Below are 12624 nucleotides of genomic sequence, written 5' to 3' on the forward strand. Positions count from 1 at the left end.
AATTGGCACATTGTTTAATTGACAAATAAAATTATGACAACAGAAGAATTAACAAGCAACGTATTACTAGCTCTGGATGAGATCAGACCTTTTTTAAATTCTGATGGAGGAGATATTACGCTTATTTCCATAGACGATGACAAACATGTCAAAGTTCGTCTTGAAGGAGCATGCATTAGCTGTAGTGTAAATCAGATGACGCTAAAAGCAGGAGTTGAAACAACGATAAAAAAATACGCTCCGCAGATAGAAACTGTGGTAAATATTATGTAATAAAAAAGTACTTTTCTGCTCTTTAAGACTTTGTGTCATTAACAAGAATAGTATGCCTTTTACGCATTTATCTTATAATTTCGAAATAAAACATTGAAAACAATGACAGATATTGCGAAATTATTAAAAAACAACTTAAAGATTTAAGAGTTTTGTTTAAGGAATTATTACAGATTTAACTTAAATTTGTAAACATCCCTAAATCTTAAACTATGAAGAAATTTTACGTTCTATTTTTATTGTTCTTTCTTGTGTCTGTAAATTACGCACAACAAAGTCAAACTTTAATTGTTGACAAAGCCTGGGTAAATGATTCAGAAGAATGGTCAGATTTTAAATATGCAGGACAAATTGTTTTTTCAATTAATCCTGCAGCTGAAGAAGGAAGTTTAAGAATTGGCAATTATGATTTTCTATATGATATCTGTGAAGGAAAAGCAAAATTTTCAAACAAGGCAACATATAGCGCTGCAGAATTTTCACATCCGAGAAAATTAACTGTAACAACTGATAAACAAGGTGTAGTAAACTCAACATATGAGGGAACTTTAATTTTTCAGTCAGACAAAGATTATTATTCGGTTATTGCGATAGTGACAATATTAGAAAAAAGCGGTAACACACTTGGCTTAAAAATGCATCTTAAAGAGAGCAGTAAAAAGGAATACGCATTCAGTCTAAAACCAACTAGTTAACTAACTATAAACAAGGATTTTTTCACGTTATAAAATCCTGACCCATAAAATTCCAATTAATTAAAATGGATGTATTAATAAAGATTAAGGATCGAGAAGGAGTTATACACGAGTTACAGGCTCCAACTGATATGGCAATGAATATAATGGAGTTATGCAAGGCATACGAACTTCCTGTTGAAGGAACCTGTGGCGGAATGGCCATGTGTGCTTCTTGTCAGTGTTATGTTCTAAATGATGTTGCATTACCAGAAATGGGCGATGATGAAGAAGCCATGCTTTCGGAGGCATTTTATGTTAAATCTAATAGTCGTTTAGGCTGTCAGATTCCGATTACTACAGAATTAGAAGGACTGGAATTAGAGCTGGCTCCTGAATATTAAAATAATAAATTACAATATTGTAAAATTCCAAATTCCAATAGAACATTCATACTATTGGAATTTGGAATTTTTGTTTGGAACTATCTGACTCCGAAATATTAAAATACAAAAAAGCGAGAATTAGGTTCTCGCTTTTTTTATATCATAATCTCATCGATTGAAATAGAAAAGTCTTAAACAATTTAGATATTAATTATGTAGTGTTTTTTTTACATTATTAATTTTTTCATTAGTTTTGAAAAGCTTTTATTTTATAGTTGAAAACCTATAAAATAAAATTTAATAACCTTTCTTCTTTAAATAATTATAATTAATTTGTATAAATATGAAGCAACCATTAAAAAGGACTATAAGAGTAGTTTTAATCTCTTTTGTCTTAATTTTATTTAGCTGTGAAAATGATAGCTCATCATCTGGTACACAAATTTCTCAGGCTAAAAATATTCAATCAGCTAAAAAGTGGTTTGATGATTATCACGATAAAGGTGACAATATTGTATTGATGCAAAATCTAGATTACAACTGGGACGATGCTCAGATTACAAAATCACAAGACGGAACAGAGACAATTATTGTTCCCGTCAATGAATTGAAAAAAGATCAACGCGACTTTTGGGAACAAAGATTGTATATTTATAAAACAGGCCAAGAAGATTATAAGGCATTGGTTTACGAAATATATACTAATAAAGAGGTTAAACCGAGTAGTCAATCCATCGATGGTGTTGATTTTACAGGGTTCATGAGTGTTTGGGATTTAAAAAATGGTTTTGTCAGAGCTGCCAGATTTGAAAACAATCAGGTTGTAGAAACTGGAAGTGTCGAAGTTATAGATTATACTCAAAGAAACACAACAAACAAAGCTCCAATTGAAGCTCCTTGTATTTATGCTGATTTTGGTGATGGTGGATGTGGTGGTAAATCAGGCGGTGATACCGCAACTCCTCTAAGACCGGTTATTGTAAATGCTCCAAGTAAAGGGACTCCAATCGTATACTACGGGCCACGTTCACCTGTAATTGGAGGTTCAACTACAGGTGGCTATACCTCACCTAATGGTGGCGGGGGGAGTAGCGGTGGTGGAGGTATTACAGCACCTTCACCGGTAAAAATTATAGATGCACTTATAGGAAAAGCAAAATGTCTTAATGATTTATTAAATAAAAATGGAGACTCTTTTGTTCAGAATTTATTATCTAATTTTCAGGGTCAATCGGAGTTTGATGTTTTGATTGTTTCTAAAGATGTAATTACAGGTAAGGATAGTCAGGGCGTGGAGAGAGAAATTAATGGAAGAACTTTACCCCCAGAAGGTAAATCAATAACAATAGAGATTAGTACATCAAAATCTAATAGTAATGCTTCTCTTGAAGTTGCTAGAACAATTTTGCACGAATACATTCATGCAGATATTTTTAGAAAATTAGAAACAAAACTCGGAACAAATGCAGAAAGATTAGATTTTAAAACAACATTTGATGCCTATGGAAATCAACATAATACTATCGCAAATTTATATCTTAATAGCATGAAAGAAGCTTTAAAGACATTTCATAAAAATGTTCTTGTTGATGATTATAATAAATACACTCAATATTATGGTGAAGTTCCAAATGATGCTTTCTATGAAGCATTAGCGTGGGGTGGATTACGTGAAAACAATGTAAAAGCGTGGTCAGATTTACCTGCGGACAAAAAAGCAGTAATAGAAGCTCTTGCTAGCAGAACGACTATGTTAAGCAAAGGGACTCCTTGTACTAATTAAATTCAAAAAAAATATTATGAAAACAGTTGCTCTTATTTTACTGTCTCTATTTTCAACATTTATAGCGGCTCAAGAAAATCCAAAAGACACGCTTTTCTTTTCTTACGATAAAAATTACATTAGAACCTATGTTAAGATTCCAAATCATTTTTATTTAAAAGATAGCAATGGCACTAACAATGGTGCTTTTTACTTTACGGAAGTTAAAACTTTGGAAAATCAAAAAATAAAATCAAAAGAAATTTGTCTTAGGAAATTTGTACGTTCCTCAAAATATTTTGATAAAAACACAGACCCAAAATTAAATGATTACGAACTTTGGAAATACCTTAGAGATTATTTTGTTTTTTTAGTCAAGGAGGTAGATAGCAAAAAGAAATACATTCAAGTAAAATCAAGTTATGAAATTGAATAAGTAAAAGAAGCATCTAGTGAATATATATATTATTATAATTATTTTATCATTCTTTCCTATGAATACCTTAAGGGCTCAGGAAAAAGGAAAGACACGCTTTTTTTTTAAATTAGATGGCAAGTATCTTTTTACATCTAAAAATGATGAACCTAAACGATACATAATTAAGAATAATTATGATGCAAGGAAGGTGCAGTTTATTTTAAAAAACATAAGGATGTAAAGTGCAATAAGCCTCGAGAGGTTCTTTGCTTTAAAAAATTTGCAGAATCATCAAAATTATATAAATAAACATATTATTTATTTAGTTCGAAGAAATGAATATATTCAATTAGTAGCTACTCATCAAATTGATTAAATCAAAAAAACCGTAATTACATTACTGCAATTACGGCTTTTCCTTTATAACAATTTTCTTTAATCTCTCTTTTTATACCAAACCAGCTGCAATTAAATATTCAGCGATTTGAATGGTGTTTGTAGCTGCACCTTTTCTTAAGTTATCAGCAACAATCCACATGTTTAATGTATTTGGCTGGCTTTCGTCACGACGGATTCTTCCAACAAAAACATCATTTTTACCTTCTGCATATAATGGCATCGGGTATGTAAAAGTGTCTAAATTATCCTGCACTACTACTCCATCAGTGTGGTGCAAAATTTCACGAACTTCGTTTACATCAAAATCATTGGTAAACTCAACATTTACTGCCTCACTATGTCCGCCAACAACAGGAACACGTACTGCAGTAGCCGTAACTCTGATCGTGTTATCACCAAGAATCTTTTGAGTTTCGCGAACTAACTTCATTTCTTCTTTAGTGTATCCGTTTTCTTCAAAACTATCGCAATGTGGAATCGCATTTCTGTGAATTGGATATTTGTAAGCCATATCACCCTGAATTCCTGCGTATTCGTTTTCTAATTGTTTTACCGCTTTTACACCAGTTCCGGTGATCGATTGGTAAGTAGAAACGATAACTCTTCTAATGTTGTATTTTTTATGCAAAGGAGCCAATGCCAATACCATTTGAATAGTAGAGCAGTTTGGGTTTGCAATAATTTTATCTTCTTTAGTTAGTGTTGAAGCATTGATTTCAGGCACTACCAATTTTTTAGTAGGATCCATTCTCCACGCAGATGAATTATCAATAACTGTTGTTCCGGCTGCAGCAAATTTTGGAGCCCATTCTAATGAAGTATCACCTCCGGCAGAAAAAACTGCAATATCAGCTTTCATATCAACTGCTGTTTGCATTCCTACAACTTTATATTTTGTTCCTTTATATTCAATCTCTTTTCCTACTGATCTTTCAGATGCAACAGGAATCAATTCTGTAACCGGAAAATTTCTTTCTGCTAAAACTTTAAGCATTACCTCGCCAACCATACCAGTGGCACCTACAACCGCTATTCTCATTTTTATATTTTTAGTATGAATTAAATCTAAATTATAATGCAAAAGTATACATAATACAAGTCAAAACAAGACGCTTCACAAAAAATAACAAAATGTTACAAATTAAACAAAAACAAAAAAACCGCTCCAATTAAGGAACGGTTAAATTAGACTTAGTGTAGCGGTATAGTATATTATTGTTTATTTTTTAACAGATCTCTAATTTGAGTAAGCAATTCTTCTTGCGTTGGTCCTGCAGGTGGCGCAACAACTTCTTCTTTCTTTTTTACTCTATTTATTCCTTTAATAATTAAGAACAATACAAAAGCTACAATTACAAAGTTAATTACTGCCGATAGAAACAAACCATATTTTACACCTCCAAAAGCAGTTAGCTCTTCGATTGTAGATAAATGCGCCGCATCTAATGCCGGTTTTAACATCAATGGAGTAATTACATTTTCAATTAATGAGCTTACAATTTTACCAAAAGCAGCTCCAATGATTACACCGACAGCCAAATCGACTACGTTGCCTTTCATTGCAAATTCCTTAAATTCCGAAAGTACACTCATAATTGTTTCTTTAAATTTATAATTAAGTATATCGAAAATACGTATTTTTCTTTAAAAAATACTGAAAACTATCTGAAAAATACCCTTTTTACTCGTTGTGAAATACTTGTCATAATTTCATACGGAATCGTTTTTAACGCTTCTGCCATTTCCATCACGGTTGGGCTTTCACCGAAAATAATAACTGAATCTCCTTCTTTGCAATCAATTTCACTTACATCAACCATCAACATATCCATACAAACACTTCCAACAATAAATGCTTTTTGATTTTTAATTGTAACAAATCCAACCTGATTTCCCCATAATCTCGAAATTCCGTCAGCATAACCAATTGGAATTGTGGCAATTTTTGTTTCTTTCTCTGCCATAAAACGACGTCCGTAACCAACGCTATCATTAGCAGGAATTGTTCTCACCTGGGAAATAATCGATTTTAATGTCCCCACATTTTCCAGATATTTTTGTTCCGATGGATCATTGGAAACTCCGTATAAACCAATTCCTAATCGTACCATATTATATTGCTCATTCGGAAAATTACTAATTCCGGAAGTATTCAGAATATGGCGAATTGGATTAATGCTTAATTCTGAAATTAATTTTGAAGACAACTTTTCGAACAAATTAATCTGCGAAAGCGCAAATTCATAATGCTTCATTTCGTCACTCGTTGCCATATGCGACAAAACACTCTGAATACGAACGGTTGTATTTCCTTTTAAAGTTTCAATCAATTCATCAATTGTATTTTCTTCAAAACCCAAACGATGCATTCCTGTATCCAATTTTATATGAATCGGGAAATTCTTCAGATTCTTTTCACGGGCAATCTTCAAAAAGGCATTTAATCCTTTTATACTATAAATTTCAGGTTCTAATTGGTATTGGATTATAGAAGGAAAACTGGTGGACTCCGGATTCAAAACCATAATAGGCAATTTAATTCCTCCATTTTTCAATGAGATTCCTTCATCGGCGAATGCCACACCTAAATAATCTACTTTATGATGTTCAAGTAATTTTGCAATTTCAAGACCTCCATTTCCATATCCAAAAGCTTTCACCATCACCATGATTTTTACTTCAGGATTCAATTTAGCTTTAAAGAAATTCAGGTTATGACTAATTGAATCTAGGTTTATTTCGAGAACCGTTTCATGCGTTTTTTCTTCAAGTAAAGAAACAATTTCTTCAAATTGAAACGATCTCGCACCTTTAATTAAAATCGTCTCATTATTGAAATTCAAGCTTTCGAACTTCGAAATAAATTCGGCTGTATTTTCAAATGTAACAATGTTGGGAAATTTGTTTTTGAAAGATGTGATAGTCTTTCCTATTCCAATTACCCTGTTGACTTTATTATCAGCAATAAGTTGTGCTACTTTTGAGTATAGCTCTTCATTTGAAAATCCGCTTTGGAAAATATCTGATAAAATTACGGTTTTTGTTGCGTTCTTTTTCTGCTGACTTTCCAGAAAATCCAAAGCGATTTTTAGGGACTGAAAATCGGAACTATAACTATCATCAATAATACTGCAACTGTTGATTCCGTTTTTTACTTCCAAACGCATTTCGACCGGATACAACATTTTCATGCGACCCTGAATCGTTTCAAAATCATAATTAAAATAAAGCAAAACCAATAAACAGGAAATCGCGTTTTCGATAGAAGCAGAATCCTGAAAAGGAATTTCTAAATCGAAAAATTCGTTTTGATATTGATATTGAATAGTGGTTTTTTCATTTCTATTTTCCTTTTCCAGAATAAACACATCTGCAGAATTATCGCTAAAACTCCAGGAAAAAAGCTCCCTTTCCTTTATCGGATATTGCTCAGAAAATACCTTTAAACATTGATCAACAAGTTTGTTTTTTTGATAAATAATAACTTTTGATTTTTTGAAAAGCAATAATTTCTCTTTGATTTTCTGTTCTAAATGCTCAAAACCCTCATCGTGTGCGGGACCAATATTGGTTAAAACACCAATTGTAGGCTTAACGATATTTTCGAGTTTATTCATCTCATTAACCGTCGAAATTCCGGCTTCGAAAATACCCAAATTATGTTTTTCGTTAATGGCAATCACCGAAAGTGGAACGCCAACCTGAGAATTATAACTTTTAGGACTTCTGATAACATTATAATCAGGACTTAATAAAAAATTAAGCCATTCTTTTACAATCGTCTTTCCATTGCTTCCGGTTATTCCGAGTATCGGAAAATCAAAGATATCACGGTAATAACCTGCAAATTGCTGCAAAGCTTTGAGCGTGTTTTTTACCACCAAAAAATTAGCTTTTCCTTCACTATTCTTCGGAATGTGGTGAACCACAAAATTCTGAACACCTTTTTCTATCAATTCCGGAATATATAAATGAGCATCATTATTAACACCTGATAAAGCAAAAAATAATGTTTCTGATCCGTTTTGCAACGAACGGCTGTCGATAGAAATATGGTCAACAAAAATATCAGTGCCCAGACCGATCCATTTGGCGTCAAGAACCGAAATAAGGTTTTTTAAATTTATGCTCATTTAGAAAGTTTCTTTTGTCAAATTTAGAAAAAGGTTTGCCACGAATTTCACAAATTTTCACTAATATTTAGCTTAAATAATTAGCCACAGATTAAGAGATTTTCATAGATTTAATTCTTATTCACTTCTAAAATGAGGTAAAGATTTTAAATATAATTTGTGAAAATTTGTGTAATGCGTGGCAAAAAACATTATTATATTTGTTGAATACCACAAAATATAGCATTTTGAAAAAGATACTTCCACTATTCTCCTATATATTACATCCGATTTTTATTTCGATGTATGCTACTTTGTTTTATCTTTTTTGCAAAGGAGATATTTTTACCAATCAGGAGAAATATTATGTATTATTTCAAATTTTGATTATTACGATTTTAGTTCCGGTTTTATTTTTCTTGCTGCTTCGCTCCACAGGACATGTCGATTCTATAATGGTAGCAGAAACATCGCAACGTAAAATCCCACTTGTTTTACAGTGTTTTTTATATATCCTACTGGTAAAAAGAAGCATTGTAATTATGCGTTATCCTGAACTTCATTTCTTTTTTCTGGGTGCATTGTTCAGTACTATTTTAGCTTTGATATGTTCGCTTTTTAAAATAAAAGCAAGTTTACATACCATGGCTATGAGTGGTTTTACCATTTTTGTGATTGGTTTGAACATCCACTTGCAAATGCAAAATCCGTATTGGGCTGCTTTTATGATTTTAATGACTGGAGTTGTGGCTTCTTCAAGACTGGAAATGGAAGCACACACGGGCAAAGAAGTACTAATTGGTTTATTATTGGGTGTATTACCGCAGTTATTGTTTTTGTATTTGTGGTTATAAAATATAAAAAATCAAACCCAGATTCAATGTTCTCATACTGACATCTTCGCCATTTAATGTCTTAACATCAGATTTATACAATGTATTTAAGCCATAATAGGCATAAATATTCCAGGTATTATATCCCGCTGAAAGATAAACCCCGTATTGAAAATCATTTAAATCAGGATTATTTTTAATTTTATAAGTGTTTTCACCATCTTTTAAAACTGATTTAGCAGCAAAAACATAGCTAAATTTTAAACCCGCATAAATTCTCCAAAATTTGGTGCTTTCATAAGTTGAATTTCTCCATCTAAATTCTATTGGTACATCAACTAAATATTGCCTGAATCTATTTGCAACAAATTCATCATAACTATTGACACCATAAATTAATGATCCGTCAGCACTTTTTGAGACCGTCAGATTTTGATAATAATTCTGATAACTTATTCCTAAACCAGGAGCTATCGCAAATGTTCGTTTTTTATTGAGAGGAAAATCGCGTAGAAAACCACCGGAAAGTCCGGCAGAAAATTTATCTTGTTTTAAGCCATTCGGCCCCTGAACCAGAAGATTATACGTAACGGAGAAATAAAACTGATCTTCACGATATAAGGAATCAATTTTAATCACCGGTTTTATTTCAGGTTTCACTTCGTCCTGCGAAAAAACGTTTAAAAACGAAACTAAAAACAAACAACTAAAAAGGAATCGCATATCGTATTTTGGTTTTAAAGTGGTTTTCAAATAAACGTTTTTTAGCGTTAATTTATTTCACACAAATATAATATAATGCCAGTTCAGGATACCATTTGAAAGTAATTATTCTCTTTTTCACGACGAATAAAACTATTTGTTGCTTTTTTTTCAACAAATTAGCAACAGAATCTAAAAAATGAATCAATTTTTCATTGCTCTTTTATACCTTTGTCCTGCATGAAAAAAAAGCAGCTCATATTAAGTGTTTCTTTCGCGCTGACAATATTGTTCTCGATATTGTTTCAGTCGATACACAGTTATGAGCATATTGTAAAGCAACTTTCAGAAAAACAATGTCATCACGACTATAGTGATCCGAGTGGTGAAATAACGCATCAGCATCATGATTATGATTTGTGTTATGTGTGTCATTTTGCTTTTGGAAGTTATATTGTTCCTGAAAATTTTTCTTTTTCATTTCAAACTTTTCATGAAGAAATACCTTTTTTCTTTACCTTTTCAGAGAACATATTTTCGTTTTCAGGAAGTGCTTATTTATTACGTGGTCCTCCTACAGTTATAGTTTCTTAGATTTCGAAATATTCGAAGTAAACTCAAATTCTTATTATAAAATTCGAAAAAGAATAAATTTTCCATCCTGAAACCTATCAGGATTGGCAAGTTTGATCTGATTTCTGTTTTTATTCTAAAAAAAATCAATTAAACTATAGCATCATTTTCAAATGAAAAAAATCATATTAGCCCTTATTTTAGGGTTTTCGGGCATACTAACTGCTCAAAATTCTGTTACCGGAACAGTAACTGATCTTCAAAATCAACCATTACCGGGTGTTTCGGTTTATGCACCGGAATTACACAAAGGAACAACCACTGACGCAAACGGAAAATACGAATTCACCAATCTTCCAAACGGAAGTTTCAGGGTTGCTTTTACTTTTGTTGGTTTTACCACTCAAAACAAGACAATTACTAAATTACTAAAAGAAAACACTTTAGATATTACACTTTCAGAATCTGTTTTTGAAATGGATGAAGTTGTTGTTTCGACTCCTTTCAACAAATTGCAATCGCAAAACGTTATGAAAGTAGAGCATGAAAGCATTAAAACCTTACAGCAAAAAGGAACCTCAACTTTGATTGAAGGTTTGGCAACAATTCCCGGAGTTTCACAAATTTCAACCGGAACTTCTATCGGGAAACCGGTTATTCGCGGTTTGAGCGGTAATCGTGTTTTGGTTTATTCTCAAGGTGTTCGTATCGAAAATCAGCAGTTTGGAGACGAACACGGTTTAGGTTTAAACGATGCCGGAATTGAAAGTGTCGAAGTAATTAAAGGACCTGCCTCTTTATTATATGGTTCTGATGCCTTGGGTGGGGTTTTGTATTTCAATCCTGAAAAATTTGCCGATGCGAATACTTTCAAGGCTAATTTCAGTCAAAAATATTTCACGAATACACAAGGAAGCAATTCATCAATTGGATTAAAAACGTCTACAGACAATTGGAAATTTTTAGCCCGAGGAAGTTTCAACACACACTCTGATTATAAAATTGCCGATGGTGACCGTGTAACGAATTCACGTTACAATGAAACCGATTTTAAAACCGGAATTGGATACAGCAATTCAAGTTTTTCAAGTGTGCTAAGATATAACTACAACAAATTGGATCTTGGAATTCCGGAAGACGGAATCGCAGAACAATCTTCGAGCAAAAATACAATGTTTCCGAGACAAGGAATTTTCAATCATTTATTGAGTTTAAACAATGTGATCTTTTTTGAAAACTCAAAATTAGATGTTGATTTGGGCTATATAGCAAATGACAGAAGCGAATTTGAAGACAGCAATAACGCCTCTTTACGAATGAAACTGAATACTTTCAATTACAACGCCAAATATCATTTTCCTAAAATGGGCAAGATTGAAACGATTTTAGGCGTTCAGGGAATGCATCAGACGAATACTAATTTTGGTGAAGAATATTTGATTCCGGATGCAACAACAAACGATTTTGGTGTTTTTGGAACTGCAAATTACGAATGGAACAATAGTGTTTTACAAGCCGGACTACGTTTTGACAATAGAAACGTTACGTCAGAAGCGCATGGAATCGCAGGTGAAGAAGGTTATTTTGAAGCCTTAGACAGATCTTTTGACAGCTTTAATGCTTCTTTGGGATATAAAACCAAATTAGCAGAACCTTTAACACTTCGATTAAATGTGGCAACTGGATTTAGAGCGCCAAATTTAGCCGAATTGACTTCAAATGGAGTTCATGAAGGAACAAATCGTTATGAAATTGGAAACGCTAATTTGAAAACCGAACAAAACGTTCAGACGGATTTAAACTTAGAATATAAAAATTCGCACTTTGAATTCTTCGTAAATGGATTTTACAATCACATAAACAATTACATCTACACTTCGCCAACCGGAGATATTATTGATAATAATGACGTTTTTGCCTATGTACAGGATAACGCCCAATTGTATGGTGGTGAGGCCGGATTGCATTTTCACCCGCATCCATTAGACTGGTTGCACTTTGAAACGAGTTTTGAAACCGTAACCGGTAAAAAAGACAACAAAGATTATTTGCCATTAATTCCGGCTAATAATTGGAATAATACCATTAGAACCGAATTCAAAATCAAAGATTGGTTCCAGGAAGGTTTTGCAACTTTAAATGTTTCATCCACTTTTAAACAGGATAATGTAAGTGGCTTTGAAACGGCTTCAAAAGGCTATACTTTGGTGAACTTAGGCTTTGGAGGAACAGTAAAATTAGGTAAAACTGCTTTTGATGTTAACCTGAACGGAAACAACTTATTTGATAAAGAATATATTGCTCACCTTTCAAGGTTAAAAACAGACGGTATCCCGAATATTGGAAGAAACATTGTTTTAGGAGTAAATTTTAATCTGTAACTTTTAATTTAAACCGCAAGGTTCGCAAGGCTTTATTTAAACTTTGCGCTCCTTGCGAAAATAACCTTGTGTACTTTGCGGTTAAATATTTATCAGTCTCACAAAAACCAC

The 12624-nt window shown here is 32.6% G+C and carries 12 protein-coding genes; 8 read left to right on the top strand and 4 right to left on the bottom strand.

What is annotated here, in order from left to right; translation table 11 throughout:
• Window positions 1-33 precede the first annotated feature (33 nt).
• The 5 genes from IHE43_RS01015 (at window position 34) to IHE43_RS01035 (ending at window position 3531) form a co-directional block, all read left to right on the top strand.
• Entirely contained in the window at window positions 34-273 is a 240-nt protein-coding gene (locus IHE43_RS01015; RefSeq protein WP_026982674.1) for a NifU family protein, read from the top strand.
• A gap of 212 nt (window positions 274-485) precedes the next feature.
• Complete coding sequence (locus IHE43_RS01020; RefSeq protein ID WP_192186273.1) at window positions 486-968, top strand: hypothetical protein; 483 nt, start codon at window positions 486-488, stop codon at window positions 966-968.
• 65 nt (window positions 969-1033) lie between these two features.
• Window positions 1034-1351, top strand: coding sequence for a 2Fe-2S iron-sulfur cluster-binding protein (locus IHE43_RS01025; protein WP_007805184.1), 318 nt, complete (start codon window positions 1034-1036; stop codon window positions 1349-1351).
• A gap of 325 nt (window positions 1352-1676) precedes the next feature.
• Complete coding sequence (locus IHE43_RS01030) at window positions 1677-3116, top strand: hypothetical protein (protein ID WP_192186274.1); 1440 nt, start codon at window positions 1677-1679, stop codon at window positions 3114-3116.
• Between the two features lie 16 nt (window positions 3117-3132).
• The gene (locus tag IHE43_RS01035; protein WP_192186275.1) at window positions 3133-3531 is read left to right on the top strand and encodes a hypothetical protein; all 399 of its coding nucleotides are present in this window, start codon (window positions 3133-3135) and stop codon (window positions 3529-3531) included.
• Between the two features lie 430 nt (window positions 3532-3961).
• Here IHE43_RS01035 and IHE43_RS01040 read toward each other — a convergent pair whose 3' ends face one another.
• From IHE43_RS01040 to IHE43_RS01050, 3 genes are all read right to left on the bottom strand, one after another.
• Window positions 3962-4951, bottom strand: coding sequence for an aspartate-semialdehyde dehydrogenase (locus IHE43_RS01040; protein ID WP_192186276.1), 990 nt, complete (start codon window positions 4949-4951; stop codon window positions 3962-3964).
• Window positions 4952-5124: 173 nt separating this feature from the next.
• Window positions 5125-5505 (bottom strand): large conductance mechanosensitive channel protein MscL, encoded by a 381-nt coding sequence (gene mscL, locus IHE43_RS01045; RefSeq protein ID WP_192186277.1) that lies wholly within the window; start codon window positions 5503-5505, stop codon window positions 5125-5127.
• Window positions 5506-5573: 68 nt separating this feature from the next.
• Window positions 5574-8045 (bottom strand): bifunctional UDP-N-acetylmuramoyl-tripeptide:D-alanyl-D-alanine ligase/alanine racemase, encoded by a 2472-nt coding sequence (locus tag IHE43_RS01050; protein ID WP_192186278.1) that lies wholly within the window; start codon window positions 8043-8045, stop codon window positions 5574-5576.
• 227 nt (window positions 8046-8272) lie between these two features.
• Here IHE43_RS01050 and IHE43_RS01055 point away from each other — a divergent pair, with 227 nt between their 5' ends.
• Window positions 8273-8878 carry a hypothetical protein gene (locus IHE43_RS01055; RefSeq protein ID WP_225585329.1) on the top strand — a complete coding sequence of 202 codons (606 nt, stop codon included), beginning with the start codon at window positions 8273-8275 and terminating at the stop codon, window positions 8876-8878.
• Here the strand turns inward: IHE43_RS01055 and IHE43_RS01060 are convergent.
• Window positions 8873-9610, bottom strand: a complete 738-nt coding sequence (locus IHE43_RS01060) for a porin family protein (RefSeq protein WP_370526678.1) — start codon at window positions 9608-9610, stop codon at window positions 8873-8875. The two genes, IHE43_RS01055 and IHE43_RS01060, sit on opposite strands and share 6 nt — an antisense overlap.
• 189 nt (window positions 9611-9799) lie before the next feature.
• On the opposite strand from IHE43_RS01060, the gene IHE43_RS01065 reads away from it, so the two are divergent.
• Both IHE43_RS01065 and IHE43_RS01070 read left to right on the top strand, forming a co-directional pair.
• Window positions 9800-10153 carry a hypothetical protein gene (locus IHE43_RS01065; RefSeq protein WP_192186279.1) on the top strand — a complete coding sequence of 118 codons (354 nt, stop codon included), beginning with the start codon at window positions 9800-9802 and terminating at the stop codon, window positions 10151-10153.
• 152 nt (window positions 10154-10305) lie between these two features.
• Entirely contained in the window at window positions 10306-12513 is a 2208-nt protein-coding gene (locus IHE43_RS01070) for a TonB-dependent receptor (RefSeq protein WP_192186280.1), read from the top strand.
• The last annotated feature ends 111 nt before the right edge of the window (window positions 12514-12624 follow it).

Source organism: Flavobacterium sp. MDT1-60, assembly GCF_014844035.1.
In the GTDB taxonomy this organism is placed as follows: Bacteria; Bacteroidota; Bacteroidia; order Flavobacteriales; family Flavobacteriaceae; genus Flavobacterium.

What these genes read in the sequence shown, in the direction of transcription:
- IHE43_RS01020 (WP_192186273.1), top strand. Translation starts at nt 486, where the DNA reads ATGAAGAAATTTTACGTTCTATTTTTATTGTTCTTTCTTGTGTCTGTA.
- IHE43_RS01015 (WP_026982674.1), top strand. Translation starts at nt 34, where the DNA reads ATGACAACAGAAGAATTAACAAGCAACGTATTACTAGCTCTGGATGAG.
- IHE43_RS01070 (WP_192186280.1), top strand. Translation starts at nt 10,306, where the DNA reads ATGAAAAAAATCATATTAGCCCTTATTTTAGGGTTTTCGGGCATACTA.
- IHE43_RS01065 (WP_192186279.1), top strand. Translation starts at nt 9,800, where the DNA reads ATGAAAAAAAAGCAGCTCATATTAAGTGTTTCTTTCGCGCTGACAATA.
- IHE43_RS01050 (WP_192186278.1), bottom strand. Translation starts at nt 8,045, where the DNA reads ATGAGCATAAATTTAAAAAACCTTATTTCGGTTCTTGACGCCAAATGG.
- IHE43_RS01040 (WP_192186276.1), bottom strand. Translation starts at nt 4,951, where the DNA reads ATGAGAATAGCGGTTGTAGGTGCCACTGGTATGGTTGGCGAGGTAATG.
- IHE43_RS01030 (WP_192186274.1), top strand. Translation starts at nt 1,677, where the DNA reads ATGAAGCAACCATTAAAAAGGACTATAAGAGTAGTTTTAATCTCTTTT.
- IHE43_RS01025 (WP_007805184.1), top strand. Translation starts at nt 1,034, where the DNA reads ATGGATGTATTAATAAAGATTAAGGATCGAGAAGGAGTTATACACGAG.
- IHE43_RS01035 (WP_192186275.1), top strand. Translation starts at nt 3,133, where the DNA reads ATGAAAACAGTTGCTCTTATTTTACTGTCTCTATTTTCAACATTTATA.
- mscL (WP_192186277.1), bottom strand. Translation starts at nt 5,505, where the DNA reads ATGAGTGTACTTTCGGAATTTAAGGAATTTGCAATGAAAGGCAACGTA.